This window comes from Mesorhizobium sp. P170090 (assembly GCF_057786115.1).
Genome location: NZ_JBYNWH010000001.1, coordinates 4,353,544 through 4,370,331, shown reverse-complemented (window position 1 = coordinate 4,370,331; position 16,788 = coordinate 4,353,544). Strand labels below are relative to the sequence as shown.

The following is a 16,788-nucleotide window of genomic DNA, read 5'->3' as shown; positions in this document are numbered from 1 at the left end:
AGGCAAAATGCCAGGTCAGGTCAGGCAGCCAGAACCACTTTCGGTTCGACCAGCTCATAGCCGAGTGCTTCGGCGACGGCGCGATTGGTGATCTTGCCCTTGTGGACATTGAGACCGTTGCGCAAATGGTGGTCGTCGACCAGCGCCTTCAGGCCCTTGTCGGCCAGCAGCAGGCCATAATGCAGCGTCGCGTTGTTGAGCGCGTGCGCCGAGGTCACCGGCACGGCGCCCGGCATGTTGGCGACGCAGTAATGGATCACGCCGTCGACCTCATAGGTCGGCTCGGCATGGGTGGTGGCGTGCGAAGTCTCGAAGCAGCCGCCCTGGTCGATAGCGACGTCGACCAGCACCGAGCCTTTCTTCATGCCCGACAGCATTTCGCGGGTCACCAGCTTGGGTGCCGCAGCACCCGGGATGAGCACGGCGCCGACGACGATGTCGGCCGAGAAGCATTCTTCCTCAAGCGCCTCGACTGTGGAGTAGCGGGTGTGGACGCGGCCTGTAAAGAGGTCGTCCAGCTGGCGCAGGCGCGGGATTGAGCGGTCGATGATGGTGACGTCGGCGCCGAGGCCGACCGCCATGCGGGCGGCATGCAGGCCGACGACGCCGCCGCCGAGCACGGTGACCTTGCCGGGCAGTACGCCGGGCACGCCGCCGAGCAGCACGCCGCGGCCACCATTGGCCTTCTGCAGCGCGGTCGCGCCGGCCTGGATCGACAGGCGGCCGGCAACTTCCGACATCGGCGCCAGGAGCGGCAGGCCGCCGCGGTCGTCGGTTACGGTCTCATAGGCGATTGCGGTGACGCCGGACGCGAGCAGGCCCTTGGTCTGCTCCGGATCCGGGGCCAGGTGCAGATAGGTGTAGAGGATCTGGCCGTCGCGCAACTGCGCCCATTCGTTGGGCTGCGGCTCCTTGACCTTGACGATCATGTCCGACTTGGCGAACACGTCGGTGGCGGTCTTGGCGATGGTGGCGCCGGCGGCGCGATAGGCATTGTCATCGGCGCCGATGCCGGCGCCGGCGCCGCTTTCGACCAGCACTTCATGGCCATGCGCAACATATTCGCGGACAGAGCCCGGCGTCAGGCCGACGCGGTATTCGTGGTTCTTGATTTCCTTGGGGCAACCGACGCGCATAGTCTTCTCCTGATCAGGCCCTTCGGGCTCGTTCCCTGTATCAACCGAGTGAACCACGAATCGTTGCGCAGGTGTTTGCGAATGCGCTTGCGCGGGGTCACGCGTTTCGATAATCGTTGCGCGAAATTGCAGAATTTTCGCAGGAATCACTGTAAATGCCGCTCGACAGGATCGATATCGCCATTCTCGAGGCACTGCAGAAGGATGGCCGCATACCCAATGCGGCGCTCGCCGAAAGGGTCGGCCTGTCGCAGTCGGCCTGTTCGCGCCGGCTCGACAATCTGGAGAAATCCGGCACCATCCGCGGCTATCACGCCCGGCTTTCGAATGCCGCGCTCGGCCACCAGATGACGGCGATCGTGCACATATCGCTGTCGGGACAGTTCGAAAAGACGCTGTCGGATTTCGAGGCGGCGATCAAGCGCTGCCCCAATGTGCTGTCGTGCCACCTGATGTCGGGCGAATACGACTATATCCTGCGCATCGCCGCCAAGGATCTGGTCGACTATGAGCGCATCCACAAGGAGTGGCTGTCGGCGATGCCGCATGTGACCAAGATCAACTCATCCTTTGCCCTGCGCGAGATCGTCGATCGGACCGCCATGGGAATGAAGCCGGAACTGGCTTAACGCCACAAACATACTCGGACGTCCTTCCCGATATAGCATGCGCCTTCGCGGCGAAGTTCTTCCCAGCGTTCATCACCGTGGGTGGCGCGAATGTCGGAGTTTGCATAGCCCGCCCAGACATCACCGTCCTTGTAGACATCCGCCCAGTAATCTTTAGACATTTCACCAGCGCCACTATGCGGATCAGGATAGTCGATCCCTGCAAAAACTTGCTTCGGTCCCTGGATATTGAAATCGCCGCCCTGCTCGATTTGATAAGAGCACCTTCCGGATATGCGGGTCTGACCGCCAACAACAAGCAGGCAGCGGCCCCATTTGTAGCCGGTCGGCAAACGATGCCGTGGTTGCGCATGCAAAGGCGAAAGGGAAAACGCAATTGCGAGGGTAATTGCTATGGTTCGTCCGATCATCTCGCCACCCGTTGCGAAGCAGCCAATTCAAGAGCGGCTCGACATTGTTGGATCCGCCCGAAGCGCATGTCGAAGCGGTTCGCTGCAGCATGGTTCCCTTAAAGAGTATTTATCGACCACGTCGGATTTTTGTCACGTAACATTTGTGTTGCTACACGGCGGTCAACCGGCCTCGACGCGGCGATAAAGTGCTGCCCAAATGTGCTGTCCTGCCACCTGATGTCGGGTGAATACGACTACATCCTGCGCATCGCGGCGAAGCACCTCGTGGGCTATCAACGCATCCACAAGAAGTGGCTGTCTGCTATGCCGCACGTGATGAAGATCAGTTCGTCCTTTGCCTTGCGCGATTGTTGATCGCGCGGCGATGGAGAAGAAGCGGAGAGGCTTAGGAGCTGAGTAGCGGAGTGCACGGAATTGTGCGTAAAATCAAATAAAGTGGATAATAGAAAAGCCGCTGAAGAGGTGAAGATAATCGCCGACAGTGCCAATGACATGGCCCGATTGATTGAGCTTCCGTCTGCAGGTGCGCTACACGCGCGCACCGGAGATCCGCTTGTCTTGCTGAAAATTCTGTTCAGTGTGTATCGCCGCATTCGTTTGTTGGCCGAGTATAAAGATGCCGGTAAGGCGGATATTCCTCAGTTGCCTGGGAATGACACCAACGGCGATCTTTTCTAAGCGTGATATTTATGAATATGTGCGATCACACGGAGGGTCTCTGAATCTCATCACGCTAGGCTTTTAATACCTCGGTCACCAGTTGGTCCATCGGGATGTCGTGCGGCTGCGGGTAGATGGTGGGGATGCGCTGCAGTTCGTAGCCGACGCCGATGACCAATGGCTTGAACGGCATGGCAGCCAGCGTGCGGTCGAAGAAGCCGCCGCCATAGCCCAGGCGGTAGTTTCGCGGGTCGATGCCGACGATCGGCGAGATGACGATGTCGGGCAGCACCGGGTCGCCTTCGGCGGGGATAGGGATGTTCCAGACGCCTTTTTCCAGCCGGTCGCCAGGCACATAAGCGCGGAAGATCAGCGGCTGGCTCTTCTCGATCACGATGGGCAGCGCCGTGCGGCCGCCGCGTTCGTTGATCGACGCCATCCACGGCCGCAGGTCCGGCTCGCCGCGAAACGGCCAATAGAGGCTGACCATGCGGCCGGCAATGTCGCCGATGGTCGCGTCGAGCCCTTCGGCGATAGCCCGCGACATCGCCACCCGCGCATCGGCGGAAACCGCCAACCGTGCCGCGATCAGACGCTCGCGCTCGGCCTTGCGCCAACGGCGCACATCGGTCCAGTCGGTCAATGGCGCGCGAAATTCCGGATCGAGTTCGTGCATGAAGCAAGGCGGCGAAGAATATTGCGCCCGCCCTTTGCGATCTTTGTCATCGTCGTTGGCCATGCTTCACTCCCGTGGTTCCAGCCCCTGCAAGGCTATACCCGTCCAGGCTTGCCGACATAGGCATTCGCGACATCCGGCGACGAGTCCTGGGCAGCCTTAAGCGGCAGTCTAGCGCGCCGCGACATTGTTGCGGTGCACAAAAATCACTAGATAAAGAGAGACAAACAGGGGTGAATGCGATGAGTGAAACCAGCCATCATGTCGTTGTCGTCGGCGCAGGGTTCGGCGGTCTCGAACTCACCCGGGCGCTGGCCGGCGCACCCGTGCGCATCACCATGATCGACAAGCGCAACCATCACCTTTTCCAGCCGCTGCTCTACCAGGTGGCGACCACCTCGCTGGCGACCTCGGAAGTTGCCTGGCCGATCCGTCATCTGCTGCGCAAGCGCGAGGACGTGACGACCCTGCTCGGCAACGTCACCGGCGTCGACCGCCCAGGCAAACGCGTGCTGCTTGAGGACGGCAGTTCTGTTCCCTACGACACGCTGGTGCTCGCCACCGGCGCGCGTCATGCTTATTTCGGCCACGACGAATGGGAGCCTTTCGCGCCTGGGCTGAAGACGCTTGAAGACGCAACTACCATTCGCCGGCGCATCCTGCTCGCCTTCGAGCAGGCCGAGCGCGAGACCGATCCGGCCACGCGCCAGGCACTGCTGACACTGGTCATCGTCGGCGGCGGCCCGACCGGCGTGGAGCTTGCCGGCACCATTGTCGAACTCGCGCATGAAACGCTGCGCGGCGAATTCCGCAACATCGACACGCGTGAGGCGCGTGTGGTGCTGGTGGAGGCCGGAGACAGGATCCTAGCCAATTTCGCGCCAAAGCTGTCCGACTATGCGCGCAAGGCGCTGGAGCGGCGGGGCGTCACGGTCGAGCTTGGCCGCGCCGTCACGCGCCTCGATGCCGAAGGCGTCGTCTTTGGCGAGACGCATCTGCCGGCGCGAACCATCCTGTGGGCCGCCGGCGTAGCGGCTTCGCCCGCGGGAGAGTGGCTGGGCGCGCCGGTGGACCGGGCGGGCAGGGTAATGGTCGAGCCCGATCTGACCGTGCCGAACAGTCCTGAAATCTTCGTCATCGGAGACACCGCGCATGTCTTGCGGCCGGACGGCAAACCGGTGCCCGGCGTGGCGCCCTCGGCCAAGCAGGAGGGCAAGCATGTTGCCGCGACGATCAGGGCGCGGCTGGCCGGCGATAGCGCGCCGCGCCCTTTCCGCTACAAACATGCCGGCGACCTGGCGACGATCGGCAAGTGGGCAGCCGCGATCGATTTCGGCTCGATCAAGCTCACGGGATGGCTTGCCTGGTGGCTGTGGGGCGTGGCGCATATCTACTTCCTGATCGGTTTTCGCAACCGGCTCTCGGTGTCGCTTAGCTGGCTATGGATCTATTTCACCGGCCAGCGCAGCGCGCGGCTGATCACCCAGGGCGATGATAACAAGGGCTGAGGTTCTCAACCGCGGCCAAGGATATTCATCCAGCCGTCACCTTTAGCTGATCGACTGACTTCCCGATGGACATGGCCGGTTTTCGGCGCGAAGCTTCCGCTCGGGGCTGGGATCTTGTCACGTCGCTGGGAAGGAAAACCAATGCCGCATCTCAATTACCCCGTCTCCCGCCGTAGTTTTCTTGCCGGTACGGCCGCCAGCGGGGCGCTGATCATGCTCCATCCGTTTTCCGCCCGCGCGCAGGCCAATCAGGCGCATCTGAGGATCATGGAGACCACCGACATCCATGTGAATGTGCTGCCTTACGACTACTACGCAGACAAAGCCAACGACACGATGGGCCTGTCACGGACGGCCTCACTGATCGCGGCGGTGCGCAAGGAAGCCACCAATGCGATGCTGATCGACAATGGCGATCTTTTGCAGGGCAATCCGATGGGCGATTACATCGCCTATGAGAAGGGCCTCAAGGAAGGCGATCTGCATCCGATCATGAAGGGCATGAACCTGCTGGGCTATGAGTGCTCGACGCTCGGCAATCACGAGTTCAATTACGGCCTGTCGTTCCTCGACAAGGTGCTGGCCGGAGCCAATTTCCCCTTCGTCTGCGCCAATCTGATCCGCGGCACCGAGCTTGCCGCCAAACCGCGCGGCGACAAGCTCTACCTCAAGCCCTATGTCATCCTCGACAAGAAGATCAAGGACGGGTCGGGCGCCGAGCAGCCGATCAAGATCGGCATCATCGGCTTTGTGCCGCCGCAGATCATGGTCTGGGACCTGAAGAACCTGGAAGGCAATGTCAGGACGCGCGACATCGTCGAGGCGGCCAGGGCATGGGTGCCGCAGATCAAGGAGGAGGGCGCCGACATCGTCATCGCGCTCTCGCATTCCGGCATCGATATCAAGCAGGGCGACGGCATGGAGAACGCCTCCTTCTTCGTCGCCGGCGTCGAAGGCATCGATGCGGTGTTCACCGGCCATCAGCATCTCGTCTTCCCCGGTAAGAAGGATTTTCAGGCGCTCGAAGGCGTCGACACCGAGAAAGGCACGCTGCAGGGCAAGCCCGCCGTGATGGGCGGTTTCTGGGGCTCGCATATGGGACTGATCGATCTGCTTCTGGAACGGGACGGATCGAAATGGCGCGTAGCCTCGGCCACATCGGAGGCAAGGCCGATCTACCAGCGCGTCGACAAGGCAAACAAGCCGACGGTGGCGGACGACCAGCGCGTCGTCGATGCGCTGAAGGCGGACCATGAGGCGACACTTGCCTATGTCCGCCGACCGGTCGGCAAGACCTCGGCGCCGCTCTATTCCTATTTCGCGCTGGTCGCCGACGATCCGTCGGTGCAGATCGTCAACCAGGCGCAGAGTTGGTACCTCAAGGACATATTGAAGAGCACGCAGTGGAAGGATGTGCCGCTGCTGTCGGCGGCAGCACCCTTCAAGGCCGGCGGGCGCAACGGCGCCGACTACTATACCGACGTGCCGGTGGGCGACATCGCCATCAAGAACGTCGCCGACCTCTATCTCTATCCGAACACGGTGCGCGCCGTCGAAATCACCGGCGCGCAAGTGAAGGAATGGCTGGAAATGTCGGCCGGCATTTTCAGGAAGATCGAGCCGGGCAAGGCCGACCAGGCGCTCATCGACACCGAATTCCCGTCCTACAATTTCGATGTGATCGATGGCGTCAGCTACGGAATAGACCTGTCGCAGCTGCCGAAATACGATGCCAAGGGTGGCGTCGCCAATGCCGGCTCGAACCGCATCGTCGGCCTCAGCTTCGACGGCAAGCCTATTGATCCGGCAGCGAAATTCGTCGTCGCCACCAACAATTACCGCGCCGGCGGTGGCGGCAATTTCCCCGACATCAATGCCTCGAAGATCATCTACGAGGCGCCGGACACCAACCGCGACGTGATCGTGCGCTACGTCGTCAGCGAAGGCACGATCAATCCCTCGGCCGACGACAATTGGTCGTTCACGCCGCTGCCCGGCACCAGCGTCGTGTTCGAGACCGGCCCCAAAGCGAAGGATTTTATATCGGGAGTGAAATCGCTCAAGATCGAGCCGGCCGGCGAGGGCGAATCCGGGTTTGCGAAGTATCGCATCCTGCTTTGAGGCAACGTGCAGCTAACAGGGAAAACGAGCGGGCATACGCCCGCTCAATCACGCTTCGGATCAGGCTTTGTAGACCACTTGGCGCACGTCGATGTAGCTGGCTCTAAAGCCGGCTTCGCAATAGTGGAGATAAAATTCCCAAAGCTTCTTGAAGCGGTCGTCGAAGCCGAGCGGGACGATCTTTTCCCACGACGCCCAGAAGCGGTTGCGCCATTCGGCAAGCGTGCGGGCATAGTCGTCCGGAAAGACGCGCTCGCGCAGATGGGCAAGGCCATGGTCGCTGCCCAGCGTCTTCAGGATCGACGGCGTCGGCAGCATGCCGCCTGGGAAGACATAGCGCTGGATGAAATCCGGCCTCGCCCGATAGGTGTCGTAGGCGGCCTCGTTGATGGTGATGATCTGCAGGCCGGCGGTGCCGCCGGGCCTCAAGCACGCCTTCATCTTGCCGAAAAATACCGGCCAATATTTTTCGCCGACCGCCTCGAACATCTCGATCGAGGCGATGCGGTCGTAAGTGCCCGTTTCGTCTCGGTAATCCTGCAGCTTAATGTCGACCTTGTCAGACAGTCCCGCCTTCTGGATGCGCGCCTTGGCGAAATCGTGCTGTTCGCGGCTGATGGTCAGGCCGGTGACGCGGCAGCCGATCTCGCGCGCGGCAAATTCGGCAAAACCGCCCCAGCCGCAGCCGATCTCGAGCACATGGTCCTTCTTGCCGATGCCGGTATCCTTGGCCAGCGCGCGGTATTTGGCGGCCTGAGCGCTTTCCAGGTCGTTGGCGCCGGTCGCATAGAGCGCCGACGAATAGGTCATGCTGGGATCGAGCCATTGCTTGTAGAAGGCGTTGCCGAGATCGTAATGCGCCGAGATGTTGCGCTTCGAGCCGGTGCGGGTGTTTTCGTTGAACCAGTGGCGGATGCGCTGGACCGTGTTGATGAGCCAGTTGGCGCCGCCGGCAATGCGTTCCCCAACGGCCGAGTTGACGACGAACAGTTCGAGGAAGCTGGTTACATCAGGGCTTTCCCAGTCGCCGTCCATGTAGGATTCGGCAACGCCGATGGTGCCGCCGGAAAAGGCACGGCCGGGCAGGCGCCAGTTCTTCAACACCAGCTCGGCATCCGGCCCGGGTCCGTTGCCGCCGACAAGCACCGCCCGGCCATCCGGCATCCTCACCTTCAGCGAACCGCGCGGCAATTTCATCGCCGCCGACAGCACCATGCGCGCCTTGGCCGGCAGGCCCTTGACGATCTCGGCGAAATTGAGTTCGTCCAGCCTGATGGCGTCGCCGATGCCTTTGTATTCCCTGACAGCCATCTCACACCCCCCTGGACTTCCGCGGGGGCGGCGCAAGATCTGCCGGCCTCCACATCCTCCACTTTCATTCGCCAGGCGCGAACGCCGTAGCCTGCTTAAATTTTCGCCACAATCTTCCACCGCATCGACCGGAACTTCAAGAGGCAAGCCGTGCCCGGCACTGGCCCAGGTGGCGTGCCTGGGGCCAGAATCGGTGAGGGCGAGCGACCGCCGGTGAAATCGCTATGGTTAGGAACAGCCACATACGTTAGTTTCAGCCATGCGTTACGTCATCGTCATCGTCGCCATCGCCTTTTTCCTGATCTGGGATGGCCTCTATAATCAGGGCCGCTATCTCGACACGACGGTCAGGGAAATGTCGCGCGTCGTGCGCTACGTCACCGGCAAAGCCTAGCTTTTGCGCCTCTGCAAAGTCGCCTGCCGGCATTGCCGGGCGCGACATCGTGGCGGTTGACGCGACGGTCCCGCTCACACAAAACATGCCGCAAATCGAACGTGGAGGCAGGCGTGATCCGGCATATCGTTTTCTTCAGCGCGCGGCGCAAGGACGATGTCGAGGCCGTGCGCACGGGCTTGCTCACACTGGGCAAGATCCCGCATTCAAGCCTCTTCGAGGTGACGCTCAACACCAAGGTCGATCCGCTGTCGGATGCGATCGACGTGGTCGTCTATGCCGAGTTCGAGGATGAGGCCGCGCTTGCCGCATACAAGGCGCACCCGCTCTATGCCGAGACGACCAGCCGAGTCAAACCCTTGCGCGAATTGCGCTATTCGGCCGATATCGTGGCGACGGCCTGATCGGGCCGGCAAGAGGCCTTGAACCAATTTCGGGAATGATGCACACCGCGCCGGCATGACCAGCACGACCCATCCGCTTGACCATCTGGTGCTGCCGACGGCGAGCCTCGCCGTGGCGCGGGCGCGGCTGACATCGCTTGGCTTCATCGTCGCGCCAACCGGCATTCATCCCTTCGGCACCGAAAATTGCTGCGTCTTCCTTGCCGACGGCACCTATCTCGAACCGCTGGCGGTTGGGAATGAACAGGTGGCAGCGAGTGCGATCGCCGGCGGCAATGTCTTTGTCGCCCGCGACCGGCTCTATCGCGCCAGCCTGGGCGATGAGGGCTTTTCCGCCGTGGTGCTGGCCACCGATGATGCCGATGCGGATCATGCGCGCTATGTCTCGGCCGGTCTGTCGGCGGGGGACGTGCTGAGCTTTTCCCGCGCCTTCACCGACACGGCCGGAAAGAGCGACATGGCCTCGTTCAAACTGGCTTTCGCCGCCGGCGCCGAGACGATGGACGCCTTTCTGTTCGCTTGCGAGCGGATCAACGCCCCTCAAATCGACCGTACGGCGCTGCACGCTCATGCCAATGGCGTGACCGGCATTGCCGAAGTCGTTGCGGTCAGCGATGTGCCTTCCACACAGATCAGCCTGATCTCGACAGTGGTTGGCTCGGAGCAGCAGAGCAGCGCGGTCTTCGACCTGCCGAATGCGCGTCTGACCGTTCTGGATCCTGCGGCTTTCACCGCGCGCTTCGACATTCCGGCCGGTGCGCCGACAAGAGTTCGCTTCGCCGCGATTGTCTTTTCAGTCCGCAGTGTCGGCGCTGTCGCGAGGCTGCTTGCAGACAACGCCGTCGGGCACGATATAGCGGGCAACGAAATCGTCGTGCAGCCGGCATCCGGACAGGGCGCGGCTTTCATCTTCCGGGAGACCCCATGAGCAAGCCGCAAGGGCCTAATTCGATGGCGCCGAATTCGTCGGTAACCGTCGGCAACGTCGTCTTCGACAATAGCGGGCCCTTGGCGTTGATCGCCGGCCCGTGCCAGTTCGAATCGCGCCAGCACGCTTTCGACATGGCCGGCGCGCTGAAGGAACTGACCGGCAAGCTCGGCATCGGCCTCGTCTACAAGACCAGCTACGACAAGGCCAACCGCACCTCGCTGTCGGCAACGCGCGGCGCCGGCATGGACGCGGCGCTTCCGGTGTTCGACGAGTTGCGCAAGGCGTTTTCGCTTCCCATTCTGACCGATGTCCACACCGAGGAGCAGTGCGCGATCGTAGCGCACCATGTCGATGTGCTGCAGATCCCGGCCTTCCTGTCGCGCCAGACCGACATGCTGGTCGCCGCGGCCAAGACCGGCAAGGTGATCAACGTCAAGAAGGGGCAGTTCCTGGCGCCCTGGGACATGAAGAACGTGGTGGCCAAGATCACCGGCTCCGGCAACCCCAATGTGCTGACCACCGAGCGCGGCGCTTCCTTCGGCTACAACACGCTGGTGTCGGACATGCGGGCTTTGCCCGTGATGGCCGAGATCGGCGCGCCGGTGATTTTCGACGCCACCCATTCGGTGCAGCAGCCGGGCGGGCAGGGCGGTTCCTCCGGTGGCGAGCGCCGCTTTGTCGAGACGCTGGCGCGGGCTGCCGTTGCCGTCGGCGTCGCCGGCGTGTTCATAGAGACCCACCAGGATCCCGACAATTCGACCTCCTCCGACGGGCCCAACATGCTGCCGCTGAAGGACATGCCGGCGCTGCTCGAAAGACTGATGGCATTCGACCGCATCGCCAAGAATGCTGCTGACCTGAACCGAGGCTGATGGTTTCGGCTATGGCGCGCGCGCTGCCCTGCTTGTGGAAGGCATAAGCCGGCTGTAGGCTCGCTGCTGCAAATGAGCGTCTTGGCAGGAGGAAGCCATGTCCGTCGCCCGCGTCACCGAAATCACGTCGTCGTCGAAAAAGAGCTTTCAGGACGCCATCGAGAAGGGGATTGAGCGCGCCTCAAAGACCCTGAAGAACGTCGAAGGCGCCTGGATCCAGGACCAGAAGATCGTCGTTGAGGACGGCAGGATCGCGGCCTATCGCGTCAACATGAAGGTGACGTTCATCCTCGCGGAGTAACCGCCCGCCGCTCGAAAAACGGGAACTTTCGCCCGCGCACCTCATTGTCAAAGTATCGATCAACGACATGAGGAGCAGCAGCCATGACCACCCAGACAGGCCACACCGAAGCCATCGCCGCTTCGCGCGTCATCGGCACGTCGGTCTACAACACCGAAGGCACGAGCATCGGCAGCATCGAGGACATCATGCTCGACAAGACGTCGAACGGCATCATGTTCGCGGTGATCGGGTTCGGTGGATTTCTCGGCATTGGCGAGAAGTATCACGCCATTCCGTGGGCGAGCCTCGACTATGACGAGGACAAGGGCGGCTATGTCGTGCCGTTCTCGAAGGAGCAGCTGAAGGCAGCACCCGCCTATTCGATCAATGAACTGGCCGGCGCCGATGGCGAGGCCGCACGTGACGCTTCCTATGATTACTACAAGGTCACGCCGTATTGGCATTGATCAGCTGCGCTGACGCCTGACGTGAAAAGGCCCCCGAATTCCGAAACGGGGGCCTTTTCAGTGCAACCCGACAGTTTCTAAATTATTCTGCTGCATGAAGCGTGGACAGCTGCGTCGCCGCCCTGGGCGGCTGCTGCGTATCGCAGGACGTCAGGAACGCCGCCGCGATCAGGAACAAACTCACGATACCGCTCAACTCGGACATGGCGAAACTCCTCCTGTTTCGCCCCGCGCATCACCATCCTAGTCGACACAGAGATTGTTATCTCTGAATTATGATGACGTGGTGTTGTCGAACGTGATCCGAGGCATGCTCAGCCGAGGAGTCCGGCATTCTTCACCGCCTTGAAAATCTTTTCGTGCCAGGCGATCCGATCCGCTTCGCCATTGGCCTGCGTGGCGGAATTGGCGTTGCCGACGTTGATCGCGCGCGAGATCTTTTTGATCAGGCCGGCATCGGCAAAGGCATTGCAGCCTGACCCTTTCCATTCGGCGCAAGCTGCGAGCAGCGAAGTCTGCGGATCCTCGATCAGTTCAGGATGATTGGCGAGGTCAACCTTGGCGAGCTTGCCCTTGGCCGTGTACGCGTCGCGCCCGGTGGTCTGGAACGTGCCGCCGCCGCGGAAATTGAAGCCGTCCAACGTTCCTTTCACATTGCCCATGCGGCCGCCATAGGCCCAGTCGCCCAGGGCTTGCGGCTTGCGCAGCAGGTTGTCCTTGATCCACTGATCCGTCTTGCCCGCGGCTCGCGACCTCCATGCGTTCCGGATTGCCGCCACGGTCGTGTAGGTCAGGGATTCGCGAATGAGGGTGAAGCCACCGGTTTCCATCGCCGCTTGAGCGAAGAAATGCATCAGCCGATCATAGTTGTTGCACACGCCATGATGGCCAAGTGTCTTGAGGCCTTTGTCGGAGGTAAAGGCGCCGATGTAACCGTCATAGATTGTTCGCTTGGAACCGCTTGCCGGTCTCGGCGCGAATTTCTGGAAGACCGCTGCTGGCAAACCCTTGTTCGGATCGCCCGCAACGGCTTCGAGCACGCTCTCGACACTCTCGGTCGAGAGCACCGGCTCGCCTTCGACGACCACCGAAGCATTGGGAATTCGCTTGCCGTTGCTTTTCGGGAAGCCACCGCCGGCAAAGGTTTTCAGATCGTCGATGAGGGCGATTACGCGTGTCCGGCTCTCCGTGAAATCCATGTCGGAAAGCGGACCGCTCACCTTCTTCGTCGGATTGATGCACCCGACGCTGGACAGGAAATTGACGCCCGGATGGATCAGGATTTCGGTGCGCTTGTTGGTCTTCAGCAGTTCGAGTCCAGGTTTGGGTGGCGTCTTGCCGCCAGTGTAGCCGATGGTCACATATTTGCCTCCGGCCTGCGTCGCCAGTGGATAGGTTCCGGGCTCGATGCGCCTGCCATTGTCTTCTTTGGAATTGTCGCCTGGGCCGCGAGATTCACACACGAACCCCGATAGACCCGTTACTGCCGTGCCGTTGTGAAAGACTTTATAGGTACCAACTGTCCTGCGTCTGGTGCCCCTCGTATGCTCGACTTGGCGACTAATAAGAAGTTCCCAGCCAGTACCTGAAATCGCTGCCATTGCCGCCTCCCCAAAGAGTTCAAGTTTGTTGATTTCACTGTGGTCGCCAAATAGTTCGCGTTGTAGATGTGACCCTAACATCTTCGAATTCTCTGCATTGTGAAGTTTGTCACGTTGGCGGTAGCCTCTTTTGAAGCATCGGGTGGAGTTTGTGTGCCGCCTGGTTTCGTGACAAAGGCATTGCCGCAGGGGCGGGGCACCCACCCCATGCCGCGCCAGACATATGACGTCAGGGCGGGCTGTTTGCGTTCAGATGGCGTCGCCCATGCCCCACGGCCTGAGCGCATGGGGCGACTGTCACCATTATTTCATGCCATTCCTGATTGCCTTTTGCGGCACTTTGGCTAAGAGGGGCGCGACGCTTTCAATCGATCAATCGGGGACATCGCAATGACCGCCATCATCGACATTGTCGGGCGTGAAATCCTGGACAGCCGTGGAAATCCGACCGTCGAGGTCGACGTCGTCCTCGAAGACGGCTCGATGGGCCGCGCCGCGGTGCCGTCGGGCGCGTCGACCGGCGCGCATGAGGCCGTCGAACTGCGCGACGGTGGCGCCCGCTATCTCGGCAAGGGCGTGCTCAAGGCGGTCGAGGCCGTCAATGGCGAGCTGTTCGAGGCGATCGGCGGCTTGGAAGCCGAAAACCAGATCCACATCGACCAGACCATGATCGAGCTCGACGGCACGCCCAACAAGAGCCGGCTCGGCGCCAACGCCATCCTCGGCGTCTCGCTGGCGGTCGCCAAGGCCGCGGCGGAAGCCGCCGGCCTGCCGCTCTACCGCTATGTCGGCGGCACCAAGGCGCATTTGCTGCCGGTGCCCATGATGAACATCATCAATGGCGGCGCGCATGCCGACAATCCGATCGATTTCCAGGAATTCATGATCCTGCCGGTCGGCGCGCCGACGCTGCGCGAAGGCGTGCGCTGGGGCTCGGAAATCTTCCACACGCTGCGCAAGAAGCTCAAGGATGCCGGCCACAACACCAATGTCGGCGACGAAGGCGGCTTCGCGCCCAATCTGAAGAGTGCGCCGGTGGCGCTCGATTTCATCATGGAATCGATCGAGAAGGCCGGCTTCAAGCCGGGCGAGGAGATCGCGCTTGGTCTCGACTGTGCGGCGACCGAATTCTTCAAGGACGGCAATTACGTCTATGAGGGCGAGAAGAGGACCCGCGATCCCAAGGCGCAGGCCAAGTACCTGGCCAAGCTTGCCGCCGACTATCCGATCATCTCGATCGAGGACGGCCTGGCCGAGGACGACTGGGAGGGCTGGAAGTACCTGACCGACCTGATCGGCAACAAGACGCAGCTGGTTGGCGACGACCTCTTCGTCACCAACACGGCGCGGCTGCGCGACGGCATCCGCATGGGTGTCGCCAATTCGATCCTGGTCAAGGTCAACCAGATCGGCTCGCTCACCGAAACGCTCGACGCTGTCGAGACCGCGCACAAGGCAGGCTACACAGCCGTCATGTCGCACCGTTCGGGCGAAACCGAGGATTCGACCATCGCCGACCTCGCCGTCGCCACCAATTGCGGGCAGATCAAGACCGGTTCGCTGTCGCGCTCGGATCGCATGGCCAAGTACAACCAGCTGATCCGCATCGAGGAAGAGCTCGGCAAGCAGGCGCGCTACGCCGGCAAGTCGGTAATCAAAGCTTAAATTCTGCCGAACTGGCGAAAACGACGAAGGGCGGGATTTTCCCGCCCTTTTTCGTTGCGGGCGCTGGCTAATGCACCTGTCCGTAACCGTCCATTAAGCACAATCGAGCGACAAATGGCGGTCAAAGGATTGCGACCATGTGGACACGCCAGCACAAGCAGAGAAACACCGGCCGGCTGATCATCCCGTCGCTTTGCGTGGCGTTCCTGGCCTATTTCGGCTTCCATGCCTATCATGGCGAGTTCGGCATCAATTCCAAATATCAGCTCGAAGCGCAGACCATCGAATTGCAGGCCAAGTACGATGCCATCAAGGCGCGCCGGATCGATCTGGAGCGGCGCGTCCAGCTGATGCATGAGGGCACGCTTGAAAAGGATATGCTCGACGAGCAGGCACGCCGGGCGCTCAATCTGTCCCAGCCCGATGAAATCACCATCATGCTGCCGGCCAATTCGAAATAACCGAATTTCGGTTAATCGCTGTTATCTCTAACGATTCTGGGCGTTTAGGCGCATGCCAGCCATGCGTTTTTCTGCATGGCGAAACGCCGTCTCGCATGTTAGCTTCCTTCCAATCGGTGGGGAGGAGCTGATCCTCCCCGGAGCAGACATGGTCTGCTTTAGTGTCCGCGAAGAGACGCCAACAGGGAGTGATGCATGGCCACCGCCGCCAAAAAAGCGCCTGCCAAATCCGTTAAATCGACATCCGCCAAATCAACGGGGCTTTCCGCCCCCAAGCCGGCCGACTTCACCAAGGACGAGGAGCTTGCCGCCTACCGGCACATGCTGCTTATCCGTCGCTTCGAGGAAAAGGCCGGCCAGCTCTACGGCATGGGCTTTATCGGCGGCTTCTGCCACCTCTATATCGGCCAGGAAGCGGTCGTCACCGGCATGAAGATGTCGCTGATCAACGGCGACCAGATGATCACCGCCTATCGCGACCATGGCCACATGCTGGCGATGGAACTGTCACCGCGGGGCGTCATGGCAGAGCTGACCGGACGCCGTGGTGGCCTGTCGAGGGGCAAGGGCGGCTCCATGCACATGTTCTCCAAGGAGAAGCATTTTTACGGCGGCCACGGCATTGTCGGCGCGCAGGTCTCGCTCGGCACCGGTCTCGCCTTCGCCAACCGCTACCGCGACAACAACAATGTGTCGCTGACCTATTTCGGCGATGGCGCTGCCAATCAGGGCCAGGTCTATGAAAGCTTCAACATGGCCTCGCTGTGGAAGCTGCCGGTGATCTACATCATCGAGAACAACCGCTACGCCATGGGCACTTCGGTGTCGCGCTCGTCGGCCGAAACCAATTTTTCGCATCGCGGCGCCTCGTTCAAGATTCCCGGCATTCAGGTCGACGGCATGGATGTGCGTGCGGTCAAATCCGCCGGCGATCAGGCGACCGAATGGTGCCGTGCCGGCAACGGTCCGATCATCCTCGAGATGCAGACCTATCGCTATCGCGGTCACTCGATGTCGGATCCCGCGAAATACCGCTCCAAGGAAGAAGTGCAGAAGATGCGCTCGGATCATGATCCGATCGAGCAGGTCAAGGCGCGGCTGACGGCCAAGAAGTGGGCGACCGAGGACGAACTCAAGAACATCGACAAGGAAGTCCGCGACATCGTCGCCGACGCCGCCGAATTTGCCCAGCACGACGCAGAGCCGGATCCGTCCGAGCTCTGGACCGACATCGTATTGTAACGGGAGGGCAAGGA

The 16,788-nt window shown here is 61.3% G+C and carries 19 protein-coding genes and 1 pseudogene; 14 read left to right on the top strand and 6 right to left on the bottom strand.

Annotated elements, in window-relative coordinates; all coding sequences use genetic code 11:
• Positions 1-20 precede the first annotated feature (20 nt).
• Positions 21-1,136 carry an alanine dehydrogenase gene (gene ald, locus AC3EML_RS21190; RefSeq protein WP_352520383.1) on the bottom strand — a complete coding sequence of 372 codons (1,116 nt, stop codon included), beginning with the start codon at positions 1,134-1,136 and terminating at the stop codon, positions 21-23.
• Between the two features lie 155 nt (positions 1,137-1,291).
• On the opposite strand from ald, the gene AC3EML_RS21185 reads away from it, so the two are divergent.
• Entirely contained in the window at positions 1,292-1,765 is a 474-nt protein-coding gene (locus AC3EML_RS21185; RefSeq protein ID WP_023668897.1) for an Lrp/AsnC family transcriptional regulator, read from the top strand.
• On the opposite strand, the gene AC3EML_RS21180 is transcribed toward AC3EML_RS21185, so the two are convergent.
• Positions 1,762-2,175, bottom strand: a complete 414-nt coding sequence (locus AC3EML_RS21180; protein ID WP_352520382.1) for a hypothetical protein — start codon at positions 2,173-2,175, stop codon at positions 1,762-1,764. The genes AC3EML_RS21185 and AC3EML_RS21180 overlap by 4 nt on opposite strands.
• A gap of 174 nt (positions 2,176-2,349) precedes the next feature.
• On the opposite strand from AC3EML_RS21180, the pseudogene AC3EML_RS21175 reads away from it, so the two are divergent.
• Positions 2,350-2,532 (top strand): annotated as a pseudogene (locus AC3EML_RS21175) (Lrp/AsnC ligand binding domain-containing protein); the annotation flags it as partial.
• A 60-nt stretch (positions 2,533-2,592) separates the two neighbouring features.
• Positions 2,593-2,856: a hypothetical protein gene (locus AC3EML_RS21170; RefSeq protein WP_352520381.1), complete on the top strand. Its 264-nt coding sequence runs from the start codon at positions 2,593-2,595 to the stop codon at positions 2,854-2,856.
• Positions 2,857-2,911: 55 nt separating this feature from the next.
• On the opposite strand, the gene AC3EML_RS21165 is transcribed toward AC3EML_RS21170, so the two are convergent.
• Positions 2,912-3,577 carry a 5-formyltetrahydrofolate cyclo-ligase gene (locus tag AC3EML_RS21165; RefSeq protein ID WP_352520380.1) on the bottom strand — a complete coding sequence of 222 codons (666 nt, stop codon included), beginning with the start codon at positions 3,575-3,577 and terminating at the stop codon, positions 2,912-2,914.
• Positions 3,578-3,756: 179 nt separating this feature from the next.
• Between AC3EML_RS21165 and AC3EML_RS21160 the strand changes: the two genes are divergently transcribed.
• Both AC3EML_RS21160 and AC3EML_RS21155 read left to right on the top strand, forming a co-directional pair.
• Positions 3,757-5,022: an NAD(P)/FAD-dependent oxidoreductase gene (locus AC3EML_RS21160; RefSeq protein WP_023701751.1), complete on the top strand. Its 1,266-nt coding sequence runs from the start codon at positions 3,757-3,759 to the stop codon at positions 5,020-5,022.
• A gap of 141 nt (positions 5,023-5,163) precedes the next feature.
• Positions 5,164-7,143, top strand: coding sequence for a bifunctional 2',3'-cyclic-nucleotide 2'-phosphodiesterase/3'-nucleotidase (locus AC3EML_RS21155; RefSeq protein WP_352520379.1), 1,980 nt, complete (start codon positions 5,164-5,166; stop codon positions 7,141-7,143).
• Positions 7,144-7,203: 60 nt separating this feature from the next.
• Here AC3EML_RS21155 and AC3EML_RS21150 read toward each other — a convergent pair whose 3' ends face one another.
• Positions 7,204-8,454 carry an SAM-dependent methyltransferase gene (locus AC3EML_RS21150; protein ID WP_023668904.1) on the bottom strand — a complete coding sequence of 417 codons (1,251 nt, stop codon included), beginning with the start codon at positions 8,452-8,454 and terminating at the stop codon, positions 7,204-7,206.
• Between the two features lie 259 nt (positions 8,455-8,713).
• Between AC3EML_RS21150 and AC3EML_RS21145 the strand changes: the two genes are divergently transcribed.
• From AC3EML_RS21145 to AC3EML_RS21120, 6 genes are all read left to right on the top strand, one after another.
• Entirely contained in the window at positions 8,714-8,848 is a 135-nt protein-coding gene (locus tag AC3EML_RS21145) for a hypothetical protein (protein WP_023688440.1), read from the top strand.
• 113 nt (positions 8,849-8,961) lie between these two features.
• Complete coding sequence (locus AC3EML_RS21140) at positions 8,962-9,252, top strand: Dabb family protein (RefSeq protein WP_023701748.1); 291 nt, start codon at positions 8,962-8,964, stop codon at positions 9,250-9,252.
• Between the two features lie 55 nt (positions 9,253-9,307).
• Positions 9,308-10,180, top strand: coding sequence for a VOC family protein (locus AC3EML_RS21135; RefSeq protein ID WP_023701747.1), 873 nt, complete (start codon positions 9,308-9,310; stop codon positions 10,178-10,180).
• Positions 10,177-11,055, top strand: a complete 879-nt coding sequence (gene kdsA / locus AC3EML_RS21130; protein ID WP_023706540.1) for a 3-deoxy-8-phosphooctulonate synthase — start codon at positions 10,177-10,179, stop codon at positions 11,053-11,055. The genes AC3EML_RS21135 and kdsA overlap by 4 nt, the downstream gene beginning before the upstream one ends.
• A 97-nt stretch (positions 11,056-11,152) precedes the next feature.
• A complete protein-coding gene (locus AC3EML_RS21125) occupies positions 11,153-11,356 on the top strand; it encodes a dodecin family protein (protein WP_023668908.1) in 204 nt (67 codons plus the stop codon).
• Between the two features lie 83 nt (positions 11,357-11,439).
• The gene (locus tag AC3EML_RS21120) at positions 11,440-11,805 is read left to right on the top strand and encodes a PRC-barrel domain-containing protein (RefSeq protein WP_023668909.1); all 366 of its coding nucleotides are present in this window, start codon (positions 11,440-11,442) and stop codon (positions 11,803-11,805) included.
• Between the two features lie 82 nt (positions 11,806-11,887).
• On the opposite strand, the gene AC3EML_RS21115 is transcribed toward AC3EML_RS21120, so the two are convergent.
• Positions 11,888-12,010: a hypothetical protein gene (locus AC3EML_RS21115; protein WP_023682563.1), complete on the bottom strand. Its 123-nt coding sequence runs from the start codon at positions 12,008-12,010 to the stop codon at positions 11,888-11,890.
• A gap of 109 nt (positions 12,011-12,119) precedes the next feature.
• A complete protein-coding gene (locus AC3EML_RS21110) occupies positions 12,120-13,610 on the bottom strand; it encodes a glycoside hydrolase family 19 protein (protein WP_198029319.1) in 1,491 nt (496 codons plus the stop codon).
• Between the two features lie 186 nt (positions 13,611-13,796).
• Between AC3EML_RS21110 and eno the strand changes: the two genes are divergently transcribed.
• The 3 genes from eno to pdhA all read left to right on the top strand — a co-directional run bounded on the left by eno (position 13,797) and on the right by pdhA (position 16,774).
• Positions 13,797-15,071, top strand: a complete 1,275-nt coding sequence (eno, locus tag AC3EML_RS21105; RefSeq protein ID WP_352462430.1) for a phosphopyruvate hydratase — start codon at positions 13,797-13,799, stop codon at positions 15,069-15,071.
• A gap of 137 nt (positions 15,072-15,208) precedes the next feature.
• Positions 15,209-15,532, top strand: coding sequence for an FtsB family cell division protein (locus tag AC3EML_RS21100; protein WP_023682560.1), 324 nt, complete (start codon positions 15,209-15,211; stop codon positions 15,530-15,532).
• A gap of 195 nt (positions 15,533-15,727) precedes the next feature.
• Complete coding sequence (pdhA, locus tag AC3EML_RS21095) at positions 15,728-16,774, top strand: pyruvate dehydrogenase (acetyl-transferring) E1 component subunit alpha (protein ID WP_023682559.1); 1,047 nt, start codon at positions 15,728-15,730, stop codon at positions 16,772-16,774.
• Positions 16,775-16,788: the final 14 nt, after the last annotated feature.

Coding starts and splice junctions, on each gene's coding strand:
- ald (WP_352520383.1), bottom strand. CDS start 1,136: ATGCGCGTCGGTTGCCCCAAGGAAATCAAGAACCACGAATACCGCGTC.
- AC3EML_RS21185 (WP_023668897.1), top strand. CDS start 1,292: ATGCCGCTCGACAGGATCGATATCGCCATTCTCGAGGCACTGCAGAAG.
- AC3EML_RS21180 (WP_352520382.1), bottom strand. CDS start 2,175: ATGATCGGACGAACCATAGCAATTACCCTCGCAATTGCGTTTTCCCTT.
- AC3EML_RS21165 (WP_352520380.1), bottom strand. CDS start 3,577: ATGGCCAACGACGATGACAAAGATCGCAAAGGGCGGGCGCAATATTCT.
- AC3EML_RS21160 (WP_023701751.1), top strand. CDS start 3,757: ATGAGTGAAACCAGCCATCATGTCGTTGTCGTCGGCGCAGGGTTCGGC.
- AC3EML_RS21155 (WP_352520379.1), top strand. CDS start 5,164: ATGCCGCATCTCAATTACCCCGTCTCCCGCCGTAGTTTTCTTGCCGGT.
- AC3EML_RS21150 (WP_023668904.1), bottom strand. CDS start 8,454: ATGGCTGTCAGGGAATACAAAGGCATCGGCGACGCCATCAGGCTGGAC.
- AC3EML_RS21145 (WP_023688440.1), top strand. CDS start 8,714: ATGCGTTACGTCATCGTCATCGTCGCCATCGCCTTTTTCCTGATCTGG.
- AC3EML_RS21135 (WP_023701747.1), top strand. CDS start 9,308: ATGACCAGCACGACCCATCCGCTTGACCATCTGGTGCTGCCGACGGCG.
- kdsA (WP_023706540.1), top strand. CDS start 10,177: ATGAGCAAGCCGCAAGGGCCTAATTCGATGGCGCCGAATTCGTCGGTA.
- AC3EML_RS21125 (WP_023668908.1), top strand. CDS start 11,153: ATGTCCGTCGCCCGCGTCACCGAAATCACGTCGTCGTCGAAAAAGAGC.
- AC3EML_RS21120 (WP_023668909.1), top strand. CDS start 11,440: ATGACCACCCAGACAGGCCACACCGAAGCCATCGCCGCTTCGCGCGTC.
- AC3EML_RS21115 (WP_023682563.1), bottom strand. CDS start 12,010: ATGTCCGAGTTGAGCGGTATCGTGAGTTTGTTCCTGATCGCGGCGGCG.
- eno (WP_352462430.1), top strand. CDS start 13,797: ATGACCGCCATCATCGACATTGTCGGGCGTGAAATCCTGGACAGCCGT.
- AC3EML_RS21100 (WP_023682560.1), top strand. CDS start 15,209: ATGTGGACACGCCAGCACAAGCAGAGAAACACCGGCCGGCTGATCATC.
- pdhA (WP_023682559.1), top strand. CDS start 15,728: ATGGCCACCGCCGCCAAAAAAGCGCCTGCCAAATCCGTTAAATCGACA.